A 24694-nucleotide genomic window follows, 5' to 3' on the forward strand; every position below is an offset into this window, starting at 1 on the left:
CTTACGATGCGTAATCTTACTCAATATGCTCTAAAAAGGAGTCAATACACATGTCATTGTTAAAAGTAGAAGGACTAGGAAAATCATATACAGCCGCCAAACAAATATTAAAGAATATTCATTTTGAAATAAACGCAGGAGAGCTAGTTTCTGTCATTGGTCCCTCTGGTGCTGGTAAATCTACCTTGCTGCGTTGCATTAATCGAATGGTTGAATTTAATGAAGGAAAGATTATGTTTAACAAACATGATGTTGGAAATTTAAATAAAAAAGAATTACGAAATTTACGAGCGAATATTGGGATGGTGTTTCAGCACTATAATCTCGTGCCTCGTTTGACAGTGATTGAGAATGTTCTTCATGGTCGATTTGGTTATAAAACAACACTGCAGGGACTGTTAGGAAAATACACAGAAGAAGAAAAAGAACGTGCCTTTCACCTGCTGGAGAAGTTGGGAATTCATGAACATGCATATAAGCGATGTGACCAATTAAGTGGTGGTCAGCAGCAACGTGTAGGGATATGCAGAGCGCTTATTCAAGAACCAAAACTTATCTTATGTGATGAACCGATTGCTTCACTGGATCCGAATTCCTCTAAGATTATCATGGATCTTTTAAAATCAATCAGTACGGAAATGGGCATTACGTGTTTGGTGAATTTACATCAAGTGGATGTGGCGCAACATTATTCAGACCGTATCATTGGTTTAAATAAAGGTGAAATTGTATTTACTGGAACAAGTCATGAACTTTATGATGAACAAATTAATAAAATTTACGGGTCCAAAACGGAAGATTTAATAACAGCGTAAGGAGAGATGACTGTGAATGAAAAAAAGATGCGAAACAACAGATGGCAGACAGTAATCTTTCTTCTCATCATCATCGTTCTAACCTATTTATCAGCAGCTATTACATCATTTAACTTTGTAGATGGGTTAGCGACAATCCCGAAAGCTATCGGCTGGATGTTTTCTAATCTCATTGTGACACAGGAAACGCTCGATAAATTGCCAACCATCCTGGAAAAACTAGCTGAAACTACCTTTATGTCGATAGCGGCAACAACGATAGCAGCTGTTGTTTCAATCTTCTTAGGGGTATTCGGTTCAAAAGTGACAAAAGTAAATAATTTTTTAAGTGTATTTGCCCGTTTTATTGCATCCATATCAAGAAATATCCCAGTTGTTGCATGGGCATTGGTTTTGCTTATTTCCTTTGGGCAAAATTCCGTAACAGGCTTTCTCGCCCTCTTTGTTGGGACGGTAGGGTTTTTAACGAGGGCATTTATTGAGTCGATTGATGAAGCGAGCCAAAGTTCTGTTGAAGCATTGACTGCAACAGGGTCTACCTATTTCCAAATTGTAGGGAAGGCTGTTATTCCGCAAAGTTTGCCGCAGATGATCAGCTGGGTGTTGTTTATGGTGGAAACCAACATTCGAAATGCTACATTGGTAGGAATCTTAACGGGGACAGGAATTGGATATACCTTTGATATGTATTATAAGATGTTAAATTATAATGCCGTAGCGCTTGTGACATTATGTATTGTCATTATCGTTATTATGGTCGACCTTATTTCAAATTACGTACGGAAGGTGATTCTATAATGGAAGCAACCTATATAAAGCGAAAGAAAGACGGTCGTATTCATATAAAATCGGGTAATAAAGGTGAGCGAGTTCTACGATGGACCGTAGTTGTTCTAACCCTTTTGACAGTTGTTTCCTTTCTATTCTTTAACTATGCAGGACTGGAATTAGGCACAGCGATTTCGGAAACAGCGTATAACTTGAAAGTGATGTTTCTTGAGCCGGCATTAAGTCATTTCAGTTTAAGAGAAGCCATCTATCAAGTTGGGATTACGCTTAGTCTAGCATTCTTAGCTACGATTATTGGCGCCATTATTGCCTTTTTCCTTTCTTTAATGGCTGCAACAAATCTAGCACCTGTCTGGCTAACTAGAATTATTCGCGTATTTGTTGCATTTATTCGGGCTGTTCCAACCGTATTATGGGTGTTGATCTTTGCGATTGCCGCAGGGCTTGGAAGTGAAGCGGCGGTTCTCGGTATGTTATTTCATTCGATTGCATATTTAGTTAAAGCATTTTCGGAAGCATTTGAAGAAGTCGATAAGGGAATCTTGGAAGCAGTGCGATCAACTGGTGGGAACTGGTGGCACGTCGTAAAAAGTGGTGTCTTACCATCTACATTTACCTATTTATTATCGTGGGTTTTCCTGCGGTTTGAAATCAACTTTGGTGTGGCAGTGGCAATGGGAGCGGCTGCTGGAGCAGGCGGAATTGGATTTGATTTATTTATGGCTTCCAGCTTCTACTTTGATATGCGGGAGGTTGGCTTTATTACCTACGCCATTCTCATTGTTGCCATTCTATTAGAAGTAGTTTCAACTCGTTTGAAAAAACGTTTCTTTCCAGCAACTTCTGATTAAATGATAGATGAAGGAGGATATAGAAAACATGAATTCTTACAAGCTTTTAACGCCAGGCCCATTAACAACAACAGCTACAGTGAAAGAGGAAATGCTGTTTGATCGCTGTACATGGGATCAAGATTATAAGGACATTACCCAAAAAATAAGAACGCAGCTCCTTGACCTTGCAGGGGTGACAGCTGATGAATATACAACGGTATTAATGCAAGGAAGTGGTACATTCACAGTTGAATCGGTGATGACAACTTCATTGAAAAAGCAGGATAAAGCATTAATCATAACGAATGGAGCTTATGGAGAGCGTATTGTCAAAATAGCTGATTCTATTGGTCTGCAATACGAGCAATATAGTGTTGCATACAATGCATATCCAGATGAAGCTGAGTTAAGACGTATTTTAGAAGAGGACCAGCAGATCACACATATTGTCATGGTTCATTGTGAAACAACAACAGGAATACTAAATCCAATTGAGATGGTCTCCGATCTTGCTAAAGCATATGATAAAACACTGATTATCGATGCGATGAGCAGTTTTGCTGGAGTGGAAATGGATGTCCGTGCTCTTGGTATTGATTATTTAATTAGCAGCGCGAATAAATGCATCCAAGGTGTTCCCGGCTTTGGCTTTGTCATTGCGAAGCTAGATAAGCTAAAAGCATGCGAAGGGAATGCCCGAAGTTTATCACTAGATTTGTACGACCAATGGAAGGAAATGGACAAGGACGGAAAATGGCGTTATACATCACCTACTCATGTTGTGGCTGCATTTTCCAAGGCAATCGATGAATTAATGGAGGAAGGAGGTATTCCGGCAAGATTTCAACGTTATCAGCATAATAATCACCTACTACGGGAGAAATTAGCGAAGGTTGGATTTCAGACATATATAACAGATGAAAAGCAATCACCAATCATTACAACGTTTCTTTTCCCGCATGACAGCTTTCAGTTTGAGGACTTTTATTTCTATGTGAAAGAGAGAGGATTTGTGCTTTATCCAGGAAAACTGACAGAGCTCAATACATTCCGAATTGGGAACATTGGAGAAATCCATGAGGAAGATATCGAAACATTATGCAGTGTAATCGAAGACTATATGGGAGTGGTGGTAAAATGAAAAAGGTTGAAGGCGTAATATTTGATTGGGCAGGAACAACAGTTGATTTTGGATGTTTTGCACCGGTAAATGCATTTGTAAACATTTTTAAAAACGCAGGAATAGACGTGACAATAGAAGAGGCAAGAGAACCAATGGGACTGCTAAAAATTGATCATATTCGTGCAATGCTGGAGATGCCGAGAATTTCAAGTTTATGGGAAGCCAAATATGGAAGAGCGTTTAATGAACAAGATGTAGAGAATCTGTTTCAGGCATTTGAATCTTCTCTAATGGAAACATTAACAACGTATACCGATCCGAAGCCAGAGGTTCTTGAGACTGTGGAAAACTTAAAAAGCCAAGGGCTGAAAATTGGTTCCACTTCCGGCTACACGCAAAAAATGATGGATGTTGTTGTGCCAGAAGCAGCGAAAAAAGGCTATAGCCCAGATTTTTATATCACACCTGATGGAACAAATTCATTTGGAAGACCGTACCCTTATATGATTTACCGCAACATGGAAGCATTAAAATTATCAGCAGCTCGGAACGTTGTAAAAGTAGGGGATACCATCCCAGACTTTGCAGAGGCGAACAGTGCAGGAGTTTGGGCAGTAGGTGTTATTATTGGCAGCTCTGAAATGGGTCTAAGCGAAGCTGAATTCGGTGCGCTTTCTGAAGTGGAGCAAGAAGAGATTATCGCTAAAACTGAACAAACTTTTAAACAAAATGGCGCAGATTTTACAATCAAGTCAATGGGCGAGCTGCCTGGGGTAATTGAGCAAATTAATCAGCTTATTTTAAAGTAAGCGACTTTGGGTTTAGGGTCCGTCCTCATCGTTCATAGAGCGGTGGGAGACTGGCCTTGTTTTGTTTGATGGTTTGAAAGGGACTTGGGTTTGAATAACCGGTATAAAAATGCTCTTACCATACATTATTTTTAAAAATATATAAGTATAATAGTTCGGTATTTGTGTTATGGAATTTAGGTAAAAACAAATAGTTACTATTTTCACTTGTTGAATTTAGGGATTTTTCACTAATGGTAAAGGAAAATTCTATTTACTAGATAGGTCAAAAGATATAAAATATATTTTTAACCAATATTTTCTAGTAAGGGGAATGAATGTGAAGAAAGTAATGTACTTATTTGTAATTCTTTTTGTTGTAACTGCCTTTGATACTTCTGATATTTTGGCGCATCCTGGCAGGACTGATGGAAATGGTGGTCATACATGTAGAACGAACTGTGAAAAGTGGGGGTATGAATATGGGGAGTACCATTATCACAACGGAGGAGGGAGTTCTAGCTCATCAAGTTCTTCTAGTAGTGGTTCTTCAGGCTCTTCTAGTAATAGTAAACCATCACCTCCAAAGCCTAGTTATACTCAATCCGATGTGGATGAAGGAACAGAAGCTGGAAAGGAAAAAGGCTTTGAAGATGGATATGAAAGAAATGAAAAGAGTGGAAAGACAGATAAAGATAATGAGGGATATAGAATCGGTTATGCTGCTGGTTATGACGCGGGATATGCAGAAGGTCTAAAAAAGATTAAAGAAGAAGAGACTGAAGAGGGGCAAAAGAAAGGACGAACTAAAGGAAAAGAGGCCGCTCGATCAGGTAAATCTGATGAAGTAAATAATAATGAATCGAAATCAGATGATTGGAATTCAGCTTATCAAGAGTCCTATAAAAAAGCATATCAACGTGAGAAGCAAATCATAAGTGTAGAGGAGGATGGGTATCAATCTGGGTATGCTTTAGATGAATTAGTTATTCCCAAGGAGATTGAAGAAGATGGAGAATTAAGTGAAATTTACAAATCCCATTATGAAAAAGGATATAAAGAACGTTCAGATGAAGAGGAAGAAAACCATTTTGAATTAGGATATAGTACAGGTTATGACTTTATTGATAAAGACACTGTTGAGATTAATAAACTTTTTATTACATCCTTTGAGCAAGGTTATGAAAATGGCTTGCAAACAATAAAAGAGGAGACTATAGAAAGTGGTTATTTATCAGCATTCAAGAGTATAGATTATGAGGTTCCAGAAGGAATTGAGCAAGCAGAACTATTGGAGTGGTATGAAGAGGGCTTCCATTCGAATGAAATCGCAAGTGAAATAAAAGCAAGAGCCTACGATAATGGTTATAAAAACAAAGAATACTTTATACCAGAGGAATTTGAAGTAAATGAAGACGCTACTGCTCTTTATGACAGTCTTTTTTATGAAGGACAAGAGATTAAGAAAGAAGAAAGTCAAAAGCAAATGTTAACGTTTGGTAGTATTGGTGCTGGTATTATTGCTTTATCTGGAGGAGGTTTTTATATCAATAAAAGGAGAAAGCACAGGAAGCCAGAGTAGTTCCGATTAAAAGTCAATATTGTATACCGTTAGACTAAATAAGCCAAGTTGTACGATACGCTAATCATGACCCTTGAGTTGGGTATATAAATTTACCCACCTTATCTTTCTATCGATTAAAATAATAACAAATAAACTACATAAACATGCTAAGTTCAGCAGTAATCGAACTCAGCATGTTTATATTTTTACTCATACAATTTTTTATTCTCGGCAACCATGTCCCATTTACTTGGTGAGAAATCTTTATAGTAATTGGCCGTTTTATTCAAGCGGGACTGAAAGTACCTATTTAATTCAGGATCTACACAGAATATAAAACATCCTTTTTGACCGCGAGTCAATAGTGTACGATAAGTGTTTCGTATGATTTCGTCTGCAATAGCATGAGCTCTTTCAGGATTTTCCTTAGCTATTTTTTTAATTCCTCTTAATGATTGATCACTTTTAGCGCGTTTATTATAGTCAGTAATTACTTGACCATTTCTATAAGTGATATCGGAACCAATAATAACGCCTACATAATCAAATTCTAAGCCTTGTGACGTGTGTATACAGCCAGCTTCGTTAACTGATTCTTGGTCAATCGCCCAAATGCTATCTGATAAGTTCCAACTAATTTCGAAGTCATGTTCAGGAATGATGATGTCTTTAAAGTTTGTGTTTTTACGCTGTTTTGTCGGCCATTCCCAACAATATCCTGCTAGAATACGAGATTTGTTATTGGTTTGATTAAGCTTTTCGATCTCACGTAACATAGAATGTGGTTCATCATAGACACGAAAATCATAATCTATCCCATTATCATGTGCATTAGCTGTTTCACGAATTTGAAGAACATCATCGATCCATGCAATGTAAGCATCAGAACCGTCACATCGGAATTGAGAGGATAGCTTGCCTGAGATCAATTCAGCATCTAATTCTTCAGCATATCTCTTAATTAAATCAATACTACCGATGTCCTTTAATGTAACCTTTTGTCTTTCATCAATGAAAAAGATTGTAAATTTAGAGGCCTTTATTAGCTCTTTAATTTGATTTTCACCTTGATTTCCATAAAAGCCGGATTTTTCATTTAATCTATGTGCTTCATCTACAATGATGACATTGAACTCATTTAATTCGGAAGTAGTGAAGCTTCCCGATCCTTTAAACAGGTTATCAATCTCAGTTTTCCTAATTGTCCCCTTTAATTTGGATGCGTATACTTCTCTTGGAGCTGAATTTTTGGATACATATAAAGTCATTAAGTCCTTATTAATTAAATTTACAAGTAAGTTGACAGCCATTACAGATTTACCTGTACCTGGCCCTCCCTCAATGACCATTACTTGTTTCTTTTTATTATTCTTACTTTCTTTTGCTAATTGAAAAGCTTCTTCATAAAACACCTTTTGTTCATCGATCATAATAAACTCTTTATTACCTTTCAACATACCACTTAATGAATCCTGTAATGATTTTGATGGACGTATTCTTCCATGCTCAATTTCATAAATTAATCGATTTCTATCTCCTTTACTTACATATTTCTTAATAAAGTTACGTAGCTTTATAATTTCACCTTTTGTAAAAACTGGAGCTTTTGTTAAGTGTTCTTCGTAATGTTTATCTGTTAAGGGGTCATTTTCAGTTTTTCTGTAGTTGTGTAAGTAAGCGCATGGATTAAGTTCAATATGCTTATTTTGAACATTTTCGTTAAAGTCTCTTATTAAAGCAGCATAAGACCAGGCTTGATAAGAAGGATGGGTAACAGTACGTTTACCTCCCCCTATAAAAGTGCTAACAACAGCATCTTTACTTTCAATTATTTCTATTTCTGACCATTGTTTCAATTCCACGATGACAACATGGTCCTGATTGCCGTCATTACCAGCTACAAGGAAATCGACTCTTTTTGACGTATTGGGAATTTTAAATTCAATAGCGACAGAAGCATTAGAGGGAATTTCTGTATCTTGCATAACGTTACTCATTCGTTGGAGGGAATTCTCCCATGAAGTAATTTCGCTTTTAGAGGTTCTTCCAATCTTTTCTTGATAAGATTGATATAACCTTTCAACTAATAACTCATTTGTAACATCTGATATAAACTCAGTCTTTGTTGCTTCGTAAATGATCATATTTAACTGTCCCCTTAATCCATATATGTATAATCAATTGTTTTGTTAAGTATATGTATAAATTTTACCATTAATTTTACTATTTGTTATTACAGAAGTTGGATATTGAGTATATTAATTCAATAAATCTATTAATCATATAAGCGAATTTAGGACGGGGCGCATACCTATTTACTGTTAAAAGATTAGTTGTTATATATCGAAAATGTAGAAAATAAAGAGACTAATCAAATTACCATCTATATTCGCTACATCCCTCATATAATTTTAGTTGTTCTCTATTTATTTTATTGACCTCATCTATTGATACTATTCGAATAAGTTTAACACTAAAAATTTCCGCCATCTTCTTTATACCCATTTTTACTCTCCTCTTATAACTATTGGATCTATGTCAAGATATTGGACACACGAAATGTTGAATATTTCTAAATCCTCTACATGTTTTGCTTGCTGGCTCACAAGTAACGAAAGGGCACTTCCCCTTTCTACACTGTGAGAGGGTATTAAATTCCCTTTATGCAGTTACCTTTAACCGTTGAAGATACATTTTCTCATACTGTACTGTAAAGGTGACATATAGTTAATAGCTGAATGAATCCGTTTGTAATTATAAAAGGTCATAATATAGGCAAATATACTTCGTTTAGCTTCCTCACGTGTTTGATACTTTTCATGAAATATTAACTCTCTTTTGATTATACTATGAAATGATTCGATACAAGCGTTATCGTAACAGTTTCCTTTTCTAATCATGCTGTGGTAATTTCATAGTTTCGTAGAATTGCTTGATAACCATTTGCTGCGTACTGACTACCACGATCAGAGTGATGAATGAGCCCTTCCTGTGGTGGCTGGTGATTAATAGCCCTCTGTAGAGCTTTGATTGTCAATTCTTTGGTCATTCGATGGCTCATTTCCAAACCAATAATTCTTCTTGAAAATAAGTCCATAATCGTGGCCAAATATAACCAACCTTCTTTCGTCCAAATGTATGTGATGTCACCAACCCAAACAGCACCAGGTCTATCGACTTGAAACTGTTGGTTTAATAGATTTGGGTAAACAGGGTAAGAATGATTGGAATTTGTAGTCGCTTTATATTTTTTCACGGTTTTAGACCGCAGCCCATTCTCACTCATGATTCGAGTCACCGTCTTTTGAGATACATTCCATCCTTCTTGATTTAATACCTTGGTAATCTTCGGACTTCCATATCTTCTGTGAGATTCGAAAAATACACGTTTTACTTGTGCTGTCAGTTTTTCTTTACGCTTTTCCTGTTCACTCTGAGGTCGATCTCTCCATTCATAATAACCACTTTTAGAAACACCTAATACATGGCACATCTTCGTTATACGGAACTCTTGTTGGTGCTTTTCAATGAAGTCATAGATTACTTCTGGCTTTTTGCGAAGATGCCCATAGCCTTTTTTAGAATAGCTACCTCTTCCTCTAAATCACGAATTCGTTTTTTTTTTCATATTCCGCTTTATCGTTGGGACTTAAGTTTCCACTACCGACGAAACTATCCCCCTGATCCTCTTGATATTTCACCACCCATTTATGCAGTGTTTGATGGACTAAATCTAATTCCCTTGCGACTTCTGCAACCCTTCTCCCATCTTCCACCACCATTTTGACAGCGTACAGTTTAAATTCTTTATCGTAACGTTTAGTCATTTAGGACACTCCTAGAAATTATTATGTTAAGTATAAAAATCCCCATTCTTTGTGTCCAATTATTAGACTAACATCACTATCTTCCTATATGAAGAGTTCCTCTTTTAGGATGTAAATAGAGTAAAGTGAGGTTATAACATAATCTATTGATCCTATGCTTAAATTGTTGGTTCTAACTTTCAGCTATTTTTTAAGTGTTACCTTGACAGGTAGATGTGTTTAATATTTGGTAAGGATGGAGTATATATTTGCAGGAGGGCTTTTTTATTAAGTAAATATTTATTATAATTAAATTGGTAAATATTGTTTATGGGGGGAGATTCTTTTGAAATGTGTAGTTACTGAACTAGAGATAGAAACGATACATGGGAGAATTCAGAAAGGGGACTTAAATTTAAGCCCGGATTTTCAACGAGGCGAGGTATGGAGCGTAGCGAAAAAGAAAAAACTTATAGATTCTATTCTTAGAGGATGGAAAATTCCACCCATACATTTAATAGAAACTGGAGATTATATAGATGAGGTATTGGATGGCCAACAAAGGTTAGCTGCTATTAGGGATTTTATAGAAAATGAATTTAACATAGATGGGTCCATAAAACCAAATGATGAATTTATATTAAATTTGGATAATATGAGGTTTAAAGATTTGGACATAATTTTACAAAGAAAATTTAAAAAATACAGCTTGACTATAATTAGATTAACTGATTTTTCTCCGGAAGAACCAGCAGAATTATTTTTTAGGTTAAATCAACCAGCAACTTTAACTTCTGCTGAACAAAGAAATTCGTATATTGGAGATACAAGGAATCAAATAAAAGAGCTTGTAAGTTATTTTGAGGAATTGGGGGCAAATAAAGATACCATTGGATTTTCAAATTCAAGAATGGCGTACGATGATATAATTTCCAAGTTTTGTTATATGCTTGAACATGGTAGTATAAAAAAGAAAATTACATCAAATAATATATCTGAAAAATATAGGAACAATGAGCCTTTTGCTGAGAATATTATAAATGCAGTGAAAGAGACGCTAGAATTTTTTATAAATAGCTCGAAAAGAGGGCAAGAGAAATTTCTTATTACAAAATTAAATATAAATAAAGCTACCTTATTCAGTTGGTTGATTTTTTCATATAGGAATAAAGAATACATCGATCATGAAGTAATGGCTGAATTAATTTATACATTTGAGTATGCAAGAGAAGTGATTAAAGGAAAAATAAGAATAATACCTTTTGGGTATGAAAAAGTATCAATTTTGTTAGATAGTGAGGGCTTTATCTATCAAATGCTCTTAATATTTAATCAAAGGGCTAGTATGGGTAGTACAGATGCCACTTCAATTATTTATAGAGATATAATTTTAGAGGTATATTTGAGTAAATACTTTACAAATATACATACTAATACCCCTATTGAAAGATATCTAAAGGATTTAGATAACAAAAATATAGGTCAATTTCTTGAATTTGTTACTTATGAACTCAATTGGGGGGAGTTATAAGAAATGATTCGTACAGCTAAAGTCCCCGATATTTGGAGGAAAATAGATAAAAATAGTTACAGGTATTATTTGGATAGCATAAATTTGAATGGCATATTAGGAATTACGAAACCTATTACTTTTCAAAAAGGAATTTTTACAATTTGCGGGTTAAATGGTGTAGGTAAATCCACTGTTTTTACAGCAATTAAAGATATTTTAGGAATAAATATTAGTAATAGAGATAGAAATAAAATTAGAGATATTGAAGTCACAGGTATATTAAAAGATGGTAATAAAGATATTGTACTTAAAAATAGTGAAGGTCAGAGATTATTAGATTTTGTAAGTGGAGATTTCCTTTTAGAATGTATTGATTTCCAAAAGCTTATTCAAGTAAATAGTTTTATTGACCAGCCTTATTTTAACGAACTAATTGACCAACACGAAGATAATGTTTTTGACGCAGAAGATATTACAAGTTTAAATTATATAGTTGGTAAAACTTACGATTCCGTGGTTTTAAGAGAAATAGAAGTAGAAGATGAAAAAGTTATACCTTATTTTCAAGTTGAATGTAATGGATTAAAGTATGATAGCTTAGCAATGGGTACTGGAGAGCTTTTTTTATTCTATATTTATTGGGTTTTCAAGAGAATTTCTACTTATGGAGTTCTTTTAATTGAAGAACCAGAAGTTTTCATTAGTGTAAATTCACAGGTTAATTTAATGAATTTTATTGCAGATAGAATGGATAAGCATCGATTCTCAGTAATATTGGTAACTCATTCCCCATTTATTTTAAAAAATGTAAGTACTGACAGAATGTTAATTATGCATAACTATTTAGATACTATTGATGTGCACAAACCAAAATCTAAAGAAGAAATATTAGAAAATTTAGGTCTTATTATTAACAAAAAGGGAATTTTAATCTTCGAGGATAGCTTAGGTTTAGAATTCTTTAGAAGTCTCTGTAAAAGGCATGCAAAGCATTATTTGAAGTATTTTAATTTGGAAAAAACAAATGGTTTTGCGGATATTACAAAAATTTTAAGTATACCAAGATTAATAAATATGAATTATATTATTGCAGGTATTTATGATGGTGATATGAGAACTAGTAGAGAGCTGCCTCGTGATTTATTAAACTGGGAATATAGCTTTTTACCTGGTGAAAAAAGTTTGGAAGAAGAATTCCAGAAAATAGCACGTTCGAATTTTTCTGAATTGAGTTCGAAATTAAATATTGAGAAGCAAGAACTTAGGATCATATTGGGGGGGATACAGGGAAGTGAACATCATGATTGGTTAATAGAAATTACAAAGGAATCACATAATGATTTTAGTACAGTTGTAGATATTTTTACCCAGTTATGGGAAAAGGAAAACTCCGTAGTTGTTAATGATTTCTTAAGTAGTATAGCAGAATTAATTTAATCTGAAAAAATTCGCTTATATATAGTGCCCCCTGTCAAGTAGACACGGGGGAAATAAATCTACGCGGTTTTATTCTGGATTCTATAGGGCTAAGGTGATTTACATAATATGGCTAACGATGATTCCATTTTTTAATAACATCTTAATATTATTTTTCAATGAATCATATTGAATTCTGTGAAATCCGTCATCACTTTTCGGTTGGGCTTTTCGCTGTGAATTAACAGACTTAACCAATTTTTGACTGTGTTTTGCCGAATAGAGCTTTAATATTGCTTTTTCTTTTTACGTCTGACAGATCGTAATTTAGATAATATCATTAACCTATGAAATATTTCTCTCAATTCTTGTGTTAAAGCTAAACTATTTCTTCCGTTCAAAGGTTTGGTCTATAATAGTAATAAGAAGTATAGGGTGAACTTATCACAAGGAGGATACTATGAAGAAAGATATACATGTTGTCGGAGCGGTAATTATTAAAAATAATAAAATTCTATGTGCCCAAAGAGGTCCCGATAAATCGTTACCACACAAATGGGAATTTCCTGGTGGGAAAATTGAAACAGGTGAGACACCTCAACAAGCATTAAAAAGAGAAATAAATGAAGAAATGCATTGTAAAATAGAGATTGGTAAAAAAGTGGAACACACTGATTATGAATATGATTTTGGTATTGTCCATTTAACTACATATATATGTGAGCTTATTGAGGGTGAACCTGTATTAACAGAGCATGCCGAAATAAAATGGTTATCGCCAAATGAACTTGAATCGCTGGACTGGGCTCCCGCAGATGTACCAGCTATCGAGAAGTTAGCAAAAGAATACTCCTTATAAATATATTTCAAAGCTATTCAAAATAATGAATGGCTTTTTGAATATTTTAGGATATTTGCGATTACGCAGATTAAACCGTAAAATTATTCTATAAATGGTAATGAATGGTGGTTTCTAACATGGACTTTATACAAAATTTAAAAACATCGTTACATAAAGGATTCATTGATAAAAAATATGATAAATCAAGTAGGTACACACCTAAGCTTTTAGTAAATAAGCCAAGACAAAATGAAAACGTTCTAACCTCGATACTCGAAGAACTAGAGAGCTGTCACTCATTTATCTTTTCTGTTGCCTTCATAACGGAAAGTGGACTTGCAACGCTAAAGTCATATTTACTAGATCTTAAAATTAAAGGAATAACTGGTCGTATCTTAACGTCTACCTTTCTAAATTTTAATCAGCCTAAAGTGTTTAAGGAATTAATGAAGATTACAAATGTAGAAGTAAGATTGACGGATATAGAAGGATTTCATTCGAAGGGGTATATATTTGGTCATGAAGACTATTATTCTCTAATTGTTGGAAGCTCAAATCTAACTGCACATGCATTAAAGGTAAATCATGAATGGAATGTAAAACTTACTTCTCATGAAGACGGTGAGGTAATTCACCATTTCAAAAATCAATTTGAAGAGGTTTGGAAAGATTCACAAGTGCTAACCGAAGCGTGGATTTTGAAATACGAAAGTACATATACGCCTGTAGAATTTAATAAGACAGAAAAGATCATTGACTTACCTGGACACTATAATGTTAATACACTTGAGGATGCACTAAAAATAAAGCCAAATAAAATGCAACAAGCCGCACTAGAGCAGATTCAAGCTGTTCGAGATGTCGGTTATGATAAAGGATTGGTTATTTCTGCGACAGGAACAGGTAAGACTTATCTTTCGGCATTTGACGTAAGAAGGTTTGCGCCAAAGAAAATGCTATTTATTGTTCATCGTGAGCAGATACTTAATAAAGCAAAATCAGATTTTCAGCGAATTATGGGTGGATTAACGAAAGACTTTGGTGTCTTATCAGGTTCTAACAAAGAAGCTGACGCAAGATACTTATTTGCTACAATACAAACCATTTCAAAACTGGAAACACTAAATCAATTTGACCCAGAAGAATTTGATTATATTCTGATAGATGAGGTTCATAAGGCTGGTGCTAAATCGTACCTTAGGGTAATTGATTATTTTAATCCGAAGTTTCTAATGGGGATGACTGCTACACCAGAACGAACAGATGATTTTAATATTTATGAGCTATTTGATTACCGTATTGCTTATGAAATTCGTTTGCAGGAAGCGTTGGAGGAAGATATGCTTTGTCCGTTTCATTATTTCGGTGTGACTGATTTTGAATATAATGGAGAGATTATTGACGATGCTACTATTTTATCAAACTTAGTTACAGATGAACGTATAAATCATATCATTGATAAGATTGATTACTACGGATTTTCTGGTGAGCGTGTTAAAGGTTTAATGTTCTGTAGTAGAAAGGAAGAGGCAATTAAGTTATCTACAGCATTAAATGAGAAGGGCCTTCATACAGTCGCACTAACTGGTGACAATTCTCAAGAAGAGCGAATACATCAAGTAAATAGATTGGAGAACGGTACCATTGATTACATCTTAACGGTAGATATTTTTAATGAAGGAATAGATATTCCAAGCATAAATCAAGTTGTTATGTTAAGACAGACGCAATCAAGTATCATTTTTATTCAACAACTGGGACGGGGACTCCGTAAACATGATACAAAGGATTTTGTTACGGTCATTGATTTTATTGGTAACTACAAAAACAACTATTTAATTCCGGTGGCATTGTCAGGAGATAAGTCACAGAACAAAGATAATATTCGCAGACATATCTCAGAAACTAGCTATATAAAAGGAGTTTCGACAGTGAATTTTGAGGGAATTGCTAAAAAGAAAATCTTTAATTCTATCAATAATAGTAATTTAACAGCAATGAAAATCTTGAAAGATGCATACGTTGAATTGAAAAACAGAATTGGTAAAGTTCCGTATTTTTATGACTTTGTTATGAATCATTCTATTGATCCCATGGTTATTGCAGATAAATATAAGAACTACTATCAATTTTTGTTAAAAATGAAAGAAGATATTCCAGTATTAAGCGCCTACGAAAATAGTGTGTTAACAATGCTTTCAACTGAAGTATTAAATGGAAAGAGAAAACATGAACTCATTTTACTGAATTTGTTATTGCAAAATAAAAAATTAAAATATGACGATTATCTAGAAGACTTAAAGAAATCAAATTGTCTAGTAGATGATACTACATTAAATTCGGTGCATCGTGTACTTGATTTAACATTTTTTACTCAAGCGGACCAAGTGAAATATGGTAGTGAACCAGTAGTAATCTTGCCTGGGAATAATAAGTATTATGAGTTTAATAACAAGATACAAGATAGTCTATATTCAAATCAATACTTCAATCATTTAGTGAATGACGTCTTACAAAGTGCGATGGAAAAGAGTAAAAACTTTCAATCAAATAGACCACTTACACTGTACGAGAAGTATTCAAGGAAAGATGCTTGTAAGTTGTTGAACTGGCATAATGACGAAAGTTCAACGATGTACGGATACAAGCCAAAACATCAAACTTGTCCTATATTTGTTACCTATCATAAAAATGACGAGGTAGAGGCAAGTGTAGACTATGGGGATGAATTTATTAGTCCAGATATCCTTAAATGGTATACGAGAAGTAACAGAACTTTGGAGTCAGGAGAGGTACAAAAAATTATTAATGCAAATGAAACCAACAGCGATATTCATATTTTTATGAAAAAGGATGATGACGAAGGTAGTGGCTTTTATTATTTAGGAGAAGCAATTCCTGATAAAGAGACTGTTCAACAAGACAAGATGAAGGATAAGAAAGGTAAGGAGATTCCTGTTGTTCACATGAATATGGTAATGGAAGAACCGGTTAATAGTAAGCTGTATCATTATATTGTGAATGGATCTGATAGTTAAACCTTGCGCTTAGACATTATCAGTATGATTCAGTTGTACCAAAAATCCGGTAGATGGCTGACCTAAAGACAAAAAGTCATTAAAAACGATCAGAAAAAGCCCTATAGTAGAGGAGCATCCCAAATTTGGAATGCTCCTCTCTTAAACTTCCGAGGATTCGGGACCATCCCCCAAAATCCGCACCTAATCAAAAACCCCTCTCCCTATACACAGAAGGAGAATACCCCGTCGCATTCTTAAATACTCTCCCAAAATACGAAGGATCTTTATACCCAACAATCCAAGCAATCTCATCAACTGGCAGGTTTTCAGTTTTTAATAAATGCTTCGCTTGATTAATCCGAAGGTCTTGCTGATATTCCGTAATCGTCATCCCCGTTTCTTTTTTAAACCTTCTTGATAAATTTCCTGGATGCGTGTGAAATAATGCAGCTAATTCGGCTTTATCAATTTCCTGATCATAATAGCTCATTACATGCTCGGTAACCTGTTGTATCATCTGGGAATAATTCCGCAACGAATTTGACTTTACTAAGTCACAGTATTCTCGAATCATATCATCCTGAATGCTGCGTAACACGGCGATATTTTCGCCATTTTCAATGTCAAAGGAAAATCGTTCAGAGATACGATGGATTAATATCGCTGGAACATGACTGTTTCTCGCAGCAATACGCAATAAAGTATTCACAACGATGTTTAAATTTTTTAGTCGGCGGATGGGCTGATTGGGAAATCGCTCGGAAAAAGAGAATAGCGTATTGTCTGAACTGATTAGTTTTAATGCCTCTTCTTTATTCCCCTTTTCAACTGCATGCATAAAGTCTTTTTCAATACGGTACCTCCGTGTCACGAGATCAGCCTCATCATCCACTTTAGCATCCCTATCTTTGTTTCTTCCTTTCTTTTCCTTGGAGTAAATCACCAAAGGGTTTGTTTCCGCTTCTTTCATCGCTTCAAACTGTTGAAGCACGGCCTCATAACTGCTTATTTGCTCAGTGGTGACAACGTTTACCTTTTCGAGAATACTTCTCAAATCTGCACTTTCCTGAATGGTTAGATTGTATTGCAGTACTAACCCGTATACATCCGGAATGACTTCAAAATAGGGGCCAATGATGATAGCATAAAAGTCGCCTTCTTCCAAAAAAGAATAACCTAAATAGGATAGTCCCCAAGGATTAATATAGGTATAGACTTGATTTGTTTTTTTCATCTTATAGTAAAACTCTAAAACATTCTTTTGCTTAGCGCCGGGCATGTAAGCAGGTATGGAGACTTTTTCATCGTGATAGACGAAATCTCCATTCTTATCGATTACATATGTATTTAATTGTGTAAGGTGTGAAATTTTTATAGCGGTAGAAACGATTTTTGAGTACACCATTATTTTTCCTCTCTCATGAAAAATACATCAAATGTGTGATTTTTATCCGTCTAATGTTAAGTATATCCTATGATTAAACAAAAAGTAGATTTAAAATAGAGATAATTTCAGAATACAATTTTAATCTATATTAATTGTATTTCATAAAAAGTACTACTTTTTGATTTGTAAGCGCATTATTTGAGTTGAGAAAATAGCATGTTAAATATCCTTGCTTCTCCATTCAAGTTGGAAAGAAAGGAGCAACACGATGAGTCAGAATGAAGTCGAAAAAAAAGAATCGAAGTTATCTAAAGTTCTTGAAGTGATCTCCGGAAGTTTTGCGCCAATTATTGGAGTACTTGCTGGGGCAGGTCTGTTAAAAGCAGCCTTATCCGTCTTAAGTCAACTTGGTTGGCTTTCAAGTGAAAGCGGTACCTATATTGTCTTATCGGCTGCCGGGAATTCTATATTTTATTTCCTTCCCGTTTTTCTTGGTATTACCATTGCAATAAAGCTAGGCGGAAATGGATATGTAGGCGGAGCAATTGGAGCAGCTCTTTTAACTCCTGAAATTATTAACCTTGTCGATGCTGGTGTTGAAACCGTTAACTTTTTAGGTCTACCAGTCAACTTGGCAGACTATTCATCAACCGTATTTCCGATTTTTATTGCCATGTTTGTTTATGCAGCATTAGAGAAATTTTTGAAAAAAATAATATATAAAGATATCCAAATGTTTATCAACCCGCTTATCTCTTTAGTTATCCTGGTTCCATTAACGATGCTTATCTTTGGTCCTTTTGGTAATCTAGTTGGAGAAGGTCTTGGTAGCATTATAACTTTCCTTAGTGATAAAAGTGGACTGTTGGCAGGAGCGGTTCTCGGTGGTACATGGACATTCCTTACGATTGCAGGATTGCACTGGACAATCATTCCACTTGCTATTGCCAACCTGGCGAATGGTCCTGATCCGATCATCGGCATGGCAGCACCAGCTGTATTTGCTCAAATCGCGGTCGCAATCGCCATCTTTATCAAAATAAAGGACAATGAACTGAAATCACTTGCTGCAAGCGGGATTCTGCCAGGTTCACTTGCTGGTACGACAGAGGCAATTTACTACGGAATTCTCTTGCGCTTCAGAAAAACGATTATTTATGTCGTTATTGCCGGTGCAGTTGGAGGAGCAATTAATGGAGCATTTGGTGTCGTGATGAATGACTTTGTTCTTCCAAGTGTCCTGTCCATACCTGCATTCTCGCCTATCAGTCAGCATTTAGTCGGAATCGGAGTAGCCTTTGTGTTAGGATTAATCTTCCCATTTATACTGGGCTATCAAGGGAAAAATGATGTTACTGCTCATCTGAAAGTGATCAAGCCAGAAACAATTACTAGTCCATTAAAAGGGAATGTTATCCCTTTAACGGAAGTAAATGAGCAACTCTTTGCTACAAACACAGTCGGAGAAGGAGCTGCAATCCAACCGATCGAAGGAAAAGTATACGCTCCTGCGGATGGCGAAGTTACGACTTTATTCCCTACACAGCATGCGATTGGAATCACGTCAAACAATGGCGCAGAGATTTTAATTTACGTCGGTATAGATACCGTGAAGCTGAATGGGCAATATTTCAATGTCCACGTCAAGCAAGGGGATCAGGTGGAAAAGGGTAATCTATTATTAGAGTTTGATATAAAAAACATTGAAAAAGCTGGATATGACATCACCACACCTGTTGTCATTACTAATACAGAGGAATATACCAATATCGATGTTACCAAAGAAGCGTCCGTATCATCGGAAAGCAGTTTAATGAAGCTGAATCTATAACATGATGTTGAACGGAGCTTCTGTGATTAGACGATGAAACTGTTTATTTTAACTGAATCGTATTCAAATCAGAATTAAAAAATAGAGGAGGAAATTCACATGACACAAAAACAACCTAAACTAGAAGTAAGAAACAAGCAGCTTATTGAAGAAGGCGGTTTAACATTCAAAGATTTAAATAACAATGGAAAACTTGACCCTTACGAAGATTGGCGATTAAGCCCTGAAGAGCGGGCGAAAAATCTAGTTTCTTTAATGAATATCGATGAAAAAATTGGGATGATGCTAATTAACACGCGCAGGATGGGTCTTTATCAAGAGGATAAAAGTAAAACAAGCCATGATGGTGTGTTAGATGAAGCTATTGTGGAAAAGGGAGAAAGTATCTTTGCCACCAGTAAAGTATATGGAACGACCCATACAATCGAGGATAGACATTTACGTCATTTCATTTTACGAGATAATTTTAGCCCAGCAGAAACAGCAGAATGGATTAATACGATGAATGAAGTTGCAGAGGAAACACGCTTAGGCATTCCAGTTATCGTTACGTCCAACTCAAGAAACGAAAATGGTGAATCTATCTTTGGAATGAATGATGCAATTGGTATTTTCTCTACATGGCCAGGCACATTGGGTCTTGCAGCAGCAGCGATGGGTGATATTAAAAAGGGCGAGGATGCTTCCCTCATCAGTGAATTTGCCAAAATCGCTCATAAGGAATGGAATGCTACCGGTTTAAGGAAAGGGTATATGTATATGGCTGATGTTGTCACAGATCCAAGATGGCAGCGGACATATGGTACATTTGGTGAAGATCCAGAATTTATCACCGACGCCATTGGCCGGATTATTGAAGCATTCCAAGGAAAAACGTTAGGCAAAGACAGCATTGCGATGACAACCAAACATTTCCCTGGTGGAGGGCCAAGGGAAAATGGGTTTGATCCGCATTATAAAGAAGGGAAATGGAATCTTTACCCAACTCCGGGAAGTTTAGAAAAGTATCATCTTCCACCGTTTAGAGCGGCTGTTGAACATGGAACGTCATCCATCATGCCTTATTACTCGATTCCAAGCATCAAGAAGAGTGTGTATCAGGAATTTGAAGGTGAAGATATTCCGTTCGAAGAGGTTGGATTTGCATTTAATCATTATTTTCTTGAAAATATTCTGCGCGGAAAGCTGGGCTTCAAAGGCTATGTTAACAGTGATAGCGGTATTGTTAACAATATGAGCTGGGGCGTTGAGGATTTGAGTGTGGCAGAGCGTTTTGCGAAGGCTGTTAATGCAGGAACAGATATTATTGCAGATACAAATGACATTGAAAACCTGAAAGAAGCAATAAATCGCGGCTGGATCAGTGAAAAGCGGATTAATGAAGCAAATGAAAGATTGCTTACCGAAATGTTTGCATTAGGCTTGTTTGATGACCGTACGTACAACTCACCAGAAAATGCCGAGAAGGTAGTAAATACACCTGCGCACTGGGATGCAGCGTATGAAGCACATAAAAAATCAGTTACCGTGTTGAAAAACTCAGAAGAAACACTGCCATTAACAGCGGACAAGCTGGAAGGTAAAAAAGTGTATATGAAAGCCTACCATAAGGATACAGAACATGCAGCGACGTATACGGAGAAGGCATTGGCTGATGCTAAGGAATTAGGCCAATTTGAGTTAACCGATGCGTATGAAGAAGCAGATATCGCCATCTTGTTCCTGCAGCCGAAATCGGGCACTTATTTTAATGCAACACCAGGATTGTTAGAGCTCGGTTTATGTGAAAATAAATCCTTAAAAGCGTTGGAGGGTGCTCCGTACACAGAAACTACGTTAAGTGAGATTGAGCATTTGAATAAAGTAGCAGAGAACATCCGCAGCCGCGGCGGCAAAGTTATTATCAGTGTCAATGTGATCTTGCCATGGATTCTTGGAAATGTAGAACCATTGGCAGATGCCCTGGTTGCCGGGTACGATACATTCTTCAAAGCACAGCTTGAAGTAATGGCTGGAAACCATCAGCCAACAGGTGCCCTGCCTTTGACATTACCAGCAAGTGAAGAAGTGATTGCCGTCGATGAAGATGGTAATTGTAAATCAAGAAATGATGTACCTGGCTATGACAAGGATAAATATATGCCAGAAGGAATGAGCTATGCCTATAAAGACAGAGACGGAAATGTGTATAAACTAGGACATGGTTTACAGTATAATGGGTGAGGATAGTGAGAGGGGCTGACCGGTTCAGTTCCCCTCCACGAGTTTAAATAGCTGCAGATTAAGCAAGAGTAAATCGTATTGTATAGAATACGGTCTACTCTTTTTTTGTAAAAATTATTTTTGAAAAAACAAATATTTTAACATTTACCTATTGAACCAAACGTAACGTGTTGTTTTATACTTAAGATAAATAAAAAGGGGTGAGGAAAATATACACGATTGGGAAACTATCCAAGAACACAGGGGTAACCGTCAGAACACTGGACTACTATGATGAAATTGGTTTGATCAAACCATCATCAAAAACGAGTGGAGGGCATCGTTTATACAGTGAAGATGATGTGATGAAGTTAGAACGTGTTTTAGCATTGAAATATATGGGATTCTCGCTGGACCAAATTAAAGATATATTGGAGAATTCAACGTCGAATTGGCAGGACTCAATCCAACACCAATTAGAACTGGTTAAACGAGAACAGGAACGTTTAAAAATGTTAGAACAAGCCCTTCTTGGCGTATCGTATTCCATTGAATTTGAAGGGGAAATCAATTGGCCAGTCATTTTCAGCATTATCAAGTTGTATCAACACGATCCCGGAGATGTCTTAGAGCAATATAAAGCATACCTAAACGAAGATGAAATGAAGAAGATTATCGACATGAATGCTGCAAACATGAGTGAGGAAGACATCAAGGAATGGTTAAAGGTTATTGGTGATATCCGAAATAACCTGCATCTTGACCCAAACTCAGAAGAGGCGGAGCAGCTCGTCCTATGCTGGGCAAACCAAGCAGATAAAATGTTTGGACAGGATGAAGAATTGCTTGGAAGCATGTGGGAAGCACTGCAAAACCTACAGGAGGGTATCGCATTTTATCCAATGGACAAAGATGTGATTGATTTTATTAAACGTGTCGCTATTGCAAAGGGGGAGTCAACGAATGATTCTTAATGTAGAGGCTGTAACAAAAGGATTTACAGGTCGTCGGAAAAACAAGATGATCGCTAATGATAATATCTCCCTTCATATTGATGAAGGTGAAATATATGGGCTTCTCGGTCAGAATGGAGCTGGGAAAACAACATTAGTAAACCAAATATTAGGGGTAATCACTCCTGATTCAGGTGATATTCAGCTGTTGGGGAAATCGGTACTTCAGTCACCAGCAAGGGCACGATCCATTTGCTCTGTCCAGCCACAATCCCAAGTACCACTCGGTTTTCTTACCCCGAAGCAGGCAGTTACACTGATTGGGAAAATGCGTGCAGGGAAAAAGTTTGACGCAAAGCGGTTAGATACACTTTTTGAGGCATTGGATATGGGGGAGTGGGCAAATAAGGAAGGCGAGAAATTATCGGGTGGTGCAAAAAGACTAACCGCCTTTTGTATGGCAGTCATTGCTCCTGGCAAATTAGTGATTCTGGATGAACCTACAAACGATGTAGACCCAGTTCGCCGGCGTTACCTTTGGCAGGTGATACGTAATCTAACCAATGATGGCACTTCGGTTATTTTAGTCACGCATAATGTGCTGGAAGCTGAAAAAGCGGTTGATCGGGTGGCAATCATCAATAAGGGGAGAATTCTCACGCAAGGGACACCTTCTGAAGTGAAAAGTTCAGTAAGTAACCAAATGCGTATCGAACTAAGTTTAGCTAGTGAGTTAGATATCGAGATTCCTAGCTGGGCGCTTTCCTCTCATAAGAATGGCTCTCGACTATTTTTTGCTATAGATCCTCAAGAAGTAACAGCAACGATAGAATGGGCAAAGCGGCAAGTTGATAAAGGGCTTATTATGGACTATTCCTTGTCTCCTGCGACAATTGAGGATGCTTATATCGAGTTGACTTCTAAAAAGGCGGTGGGATTATAATGAATGTATTAAGCCATTACAAGTACGTCTTTCAGATGCAATTTCTTAGAAACGCAGGTTTTTTAGTGTTTATGATTCTTATTCAAATCTTGATATCCATCGGCATTGTGATCGGCTTTACCTATCTTCTCCCAGCCCCAGATACAAATTCGATTCTTTTTCTAGCTACAGGAGCACCAACGATCATTCTAATTTTTACGGGCTTAGTAATTTTACCGCAGCAGGTTGGTACTGCCAAATCAGATGGCTATATGGAATTTATGCGTACATGGCCAGTTAATCGCGGTGTCATTCTTGGAGCAGATACAACTATTTGGCTAATCATCACGCTGCCAGGAATTATCATTTCATCCATTGTGGCACACCTCATGTTTAGTCCAGGGTATGACATCTCTTGGACGGTAATTCCAGCCTTACTCATGATTGCATTAACATCTATTGGTGTTGGATACGGATTTTCCTATCTCTTGTCACCAACAGCTTCCCTTGCTCTTTCACAAGTCATTGTTTTTGGAGCACTCATGTTTTCACCGGTAAATTTCCCATTGGAGCGGCTGCCAGAATGGCTTCAAGCCCTTCATCAGGTACTTCCGATTTATTCGATGGCAGAAGTAATGCGGGCGTCGCTTGCTGCTTCGACCTTTGAGGCGACTGCCGGGAATTATATTAACTTATTGATTTGGTGTGTGCTGGGGTATGGTGGAGCTATTTTTATTTTGAATAGGAAGTGACGTGCTTCCCATGTGAATTCTTCATCATTGAATCTTGAAAATATGTCACCTTCACATTTTTATTAGAGTATTGTATAATGATAACTGTTAATTAGATTTCAATGAATAAAACGATAAATTAATTCGAGGTGCTTTTTGT

General features: G+C 36.3%; 18 protein-coding genes and 1 pseudogene. 15 read left to right on the top strand and 4 right to left on the bottom strand.

Annotated features, from left to right (window positions below; genetic code table 11):
- Nucleotides 1–50 precede the first annotated feature (50 nt).
- The 6 genes from phnC to NYE61_RS14465 all read left to right on the top strand — a co-directional run bounded on the left by phnC (nucleotide 51) and on the right by NYE61_RS14465 (nucleotide 5930).
- Nucleotides 51–815: a phosphonate ABC transporter ATP-binding protein gene (gene phnC, locus NYE61_RS14440; RefSeq protein ID WP_303447081.1), complete on the top strand. Its 765-nt coding sequence runs from the start codon at nucleotides 51–53 to the stop codon at nucleotides 813–815.
- A gap of 12 nt (nucleotides 816–827) precedes the next feature.
- On the top strand, nucleotides 828–1613 hold the full coding sequence (locus NYE61_RS14445; protein WP_303447080.1) for a phosphate/phosphonate ABC transporter permease: 786 nt from the start codon (nucleotides 828–830) through the stop codon (nucleotides 1611–1613).
- The gene (locus NYE61_RS14450; RefSeq protein WP_303447079.1) at nucleotides 1613–2455 is read left to right on the top strand and encodes an ABC transporter permease subunit; all 843 of its coding nucleotides are present in this window, start codon (nucleotides 1613–1615) and stop codon (nucleotides 2453–2455) included. The genes NYE61_RS14445 and NYE61_RS14450 overlap by 1 nt, the downstream gene beginning before the upstream one ends.
- 28 nt (nucleotides 2456–2483) lie before the next feature.
- Nucleotides 2484–3578, top strand: coding sequence for a 2-aminoethylphosphonate--pyruvate transaminase (locus NYE61_RS14455; RefSeq protein WP_303447078.1), 1095 nt, complete (start codon nucleotides 2484–2486; stop codon nucleotides 3576–3578).
- Nucleotides 3575–4369, top strand: a complete 795-nt coding sequence (gene phnX / locus NYE61_RS14460) for a phosphonoacetaldehyde hydrolase (protein ID WP_303447077.1) — start codon at nucleotides 3575–3577, stop codon at nucleotides 4367–4369. Before NYE61_RS14455 ends, phnX begins: the two co-directional genes overlap by 4 nt.
- 319 nt (nucleotides 4370–4688) lie before the next feature.
- Complete coding sequence (locus NYE61_RS14465; protein WP_303447076.1) at nucleotides 4689–5930, top strand: YHYH domain-containing protein; 1242 nt, start codon at nucleotides 4689–4691, stop codon at nucleotides 5928–5930.
- 188 nt (nucleotides 5931–6118) lie between these two features.
- Here NYE61_RS14465 and NYE61_RS14470 read toward each other — a convergent pair whose 3' ends face one another.
- The 3 genes and pseudogenes from NYE61_RS14470 to NYE61_RS14480 form a co-directional block, all read right to left on the bottom strand.
- Nucleotides 6119–8056 carry a DUF2075 domain-containing protein gene (locus tag NYE61_RS14470; RefSeq protein ID WP_303447075.1) on the bottom strand — a complete coding sequence of 646 codons (1938 nt, stop codon included), beginning with the start codon at nucleotides 8054–8056 and terminating at the stop codon, nucleotides 6119–6121.
- 752 nt (nucleotides 8057–8808) lie between these two features.
- A pseudogene (locus tag NYE61_RS14475) lies at nucleotides 8809–9483 on the bottom strand (IS3 family transposase); the annotation flags it as partial.
- 28 nt (nucleotides 9484–9511) lie between these two features.
- Nucleotides 9512–9739: a transposase gene (locus NYE61_RS14480; protein ID WP_303447074.1), complete on the bottom strand. Its 228-nt coding sequence runs from the start codon at nucleotides 9737–9739 to the stop codon at nucleotides 9512–9514.
- A gap of 325 nt (nucleotides 9740–10064) precedes the next feature.
- On the opposite strand from NYE61_RS14480, the gene NYE61_RS14485 reads away from it, so the two are divergent.
- The 4 genes from NYE61_RS14485 to NYE61_RS14500 all read left to right on the top strand — a co-directional run bounded on the left by NYE61_RS14485 (nucleotide 10065) and on the right by NYE61_RS14500 (nucleotide 16526).
- Entirely contained in the window at nucleotides 10065–11249 is a 1185-nt protein-coding gene (locus NYE61_RS14485) for a DUF262 domain-containing protein (protein ID WP_303447073.1), read from the top strand.
- Between the two features lie 3 nt (nucleotides 11250–11252).
- Nucleotides 11253–12668, top strand: a complete 1416-nt coding sequence (locus tag NYE61_RS14490; RefSeq protein ID WP_303447072.1) for an AAA family ATPase — start codon at nucleotides 11253–11255, stop codon at nucleotides 12666–12668.
- Nucleotides 12669–13107: 439 nt separating this feature from the next.
- Nucleotides 13108–13506, top strand: coding sequence for an 8-oxo-dGTP diphosphatase MutT (mutT, locus tag NYE61_RS14495; protein ID WP_303447071.1), 399 nt, complete (start codon nucleotides 13108–13110; stop codon nucleotides 13504–13506).
- 119 nt (nucleotides 13507–13625) lie between these two features.
- A complete protein-coding gene (locus tag NYE61_RS14500; RefSeq protein WP_303447070.1) occupies nucleotides 13626–16526 on the top strand; it encodes a DEAD/DEAH box helicase in 2901 nt (966 codons plus the stop codon).
- 187 nt (nucleotides 16527–16713) lie between these two features.
- On the opposite strand, the gene NYE61_RS14505 is transcribed toward NYE61_RS14500, so the two are convergent.
- Nucleotides 16714–17913, bottom strand: coding sequence for an AraC family transcriptional regulator (locus NYE61_RS14505; protein ID WP_339315806.1), 1200 nt, complete (start codon nucleotides 17911–17913; stop codon nucleotides 16714–16716).
- Between the two features lie 250 nt (nucleotides 17914–18163).
- Here NYE61_RS14505 and NYE61_RS14510 point away from each other — a divergent pair, with 250 nt between their 5' ends.
- The 5 genes from NYE61_RS14510 (at nucleotide 18164) to NYE61_RS14530 (ending at nucleotide 24555) form a co-directional block, all read left to right on the top strand.
- Nucleotides 18164–19726, top strand: coding sequence for a glucose PTS transporter subunit IIA (locus NYE61_RS14510; protein ID WP_339315808.1), 1563 nt, complete (start codon nucleotides 18164–18166; stop codon nucleotides 19724–19726).
- Between the two features lie 99 nt (nucleotides 19727–19825).
- A complete protein-coding gene (locus NYE61_RS14515; RefSeq protein WP_339315810.1) occupies nucleotides 19826–21949 on the top strand; it encodes a glycoside hydrolase family 3 N-terminal domain-containing protein in 2124 nt (707 codons plus the stop codon).
- A gap of 200 nt (nucleotides 21950–22149) precedes the next feature.
- Nucleotides 22150–22902 carry a MerR family transcriptional regulator gene (locus NYE61_RS14520; protein WP_339315812.1) on the top strand — a complete coding sequence of 251 codons (753 nt, stop codon included), beginning with the start codon at nucleotides 22150–22152 and terminating at the stop codon, nucleotides 22900–22902.
- Nucleotides 22892–23824 carry an ABC transporter ATP-binding protein gene (locus NYE61_RS14525; RefSeq protein ID WP_339315814.1) on the top strand — a complete coding sequence of 311 codons (933 nt, stop codon included), beginning with the start codon at nucleotides 22892–22894 and terminating at the stop codon, nucleotides 23822–23824. Before NYE61_RS14520 ends, NYE61_RS14525 begins: the two co-directional genes overlap by 11 nt.
- On the top strand, nucleotides 23824–24555 hold the full coding sequence (locus NYE61_RS14530) for an ABC transporter permease (RefSeq protein ID WP_095310227.1): 732 nt from the start codon (nucleotides 23824–23826) through the stop codon (nucleotides 24553–24555). The genes NYE61_RS14525 and NYE61_RS14530 overlap by 1 nt, the downstream gene beginning before the upstream one ends.
- Nucleotides 24556–24694: the final 139 nt, after the last annotated feature.

Source organism: Oceanobacillus sp. FSL W7-1304 (genome assembly GCF_037969805.1).
Taxonomy (GTDB): Bacteria; Bacillota; Bacilli; order Bacillales; family Amphibacillaceae; genus Oceanobacillus; species Oceanobacillus profundus.

Excerpts from the sequence above, each read along its gene's own strand:
- phnC (WP_303447081.1), top strand. The coding sequence starts at position 51 with ATGTCATTGTTAAAAGTAGAAGGACTAGGAAAATCATATACAGCCGCC.
- NYE61_RS14450 (WP_303447079.1), top strand. The coding sequence starts at position 1,613 with ATGGAAGCAACCTATATAAAGCGAAAGAAAGACGGTCGTATTCATATA.
- NYE61_RS14455 (WP_303447078.1), top strand. The coding sequence starts at position 2,484 with ATGAATTCTTACAAGCTTTTAACGCCAGGCCCATTAACAACAACAGCT.
- phnX (WP_303447077.1), top strand. The coding sequence starts at position 3,575 with ATGAAAAAGGTTGAAGGCGTAATATTTGATTGGGCAGGAACAACAGTT.
- NYE61_RS14470 (WP_303447075.1), bottom strand. The coding sequence starts at position 8,056 with ATGATCATTTACGAAGCAACAAAGACTGAGTTTATATCAGATGTTACA.
- NYE61_RS14480 (WP_303447074.1), bottom strand. The coding sequence starts at position 9,739 with ATGACTAAACGTTACGATAAAGAATTTAAACTGTACGCTGTCAAAATG.
- NYE61_RS14490 (WP_303447072.1), top strand. The coding sequence starts at position 11,253 with ATGATTCGTACAGCTAAAGTCCCCGATATTTGGAGGAAAATAGATAAA.
- mutT (WP_303447071.1), top strand. The coding sequence starts at position 13,108 with ATGAAGAAAGATATACATGTTGTCGGAGCGGTAATTATTAAAAATAAT.
- NYE61_RS14500 (WP_303447070.1), top strand. The coding sequence starts at position 13,626 with ATGGACTTTATACAAAATTTAAAAACATCGTTACATAAAGGATTCATT.
- NYE61_RS14505 (WP_339315806.1), bottom strand. The coding sequence starts at position 17,913 with ATGGTGTACTCAAAAATCGTTTCTACCGCTATAAAAATTTCACACCTT.
- NYE61_RS14510 (WP_339315808.1), top strand. The coding sequence starts at position 18,164 with ATGAGTCAGAATGAAGTCGAAAAAAAAGAATCGAAGTTATCTAAAGTT.
- NYE61_RS14515 (WP_339315810.1), top strand. The coding sequence starts at position 19,826 with ATGACACAAAAACAACCTAAACTAGAAGTAAGAAACAAGCAGCTTATT.
- NYE61_RS14525 (WP_339315814.1), top strand. The coding sequence starts at position 22,892 with ATGATTCTTAATGTAGAGGCTGTAACAAAAGGATTTACAGGTCGTCGG.
- NYE61_RS14530 (WP_095310227.1), top strand. The coding sequence starts at position 23,824 with ATGAATGTATTAAGCCATTACAAGTACGTCTTTCAGATGCAATTTCTT.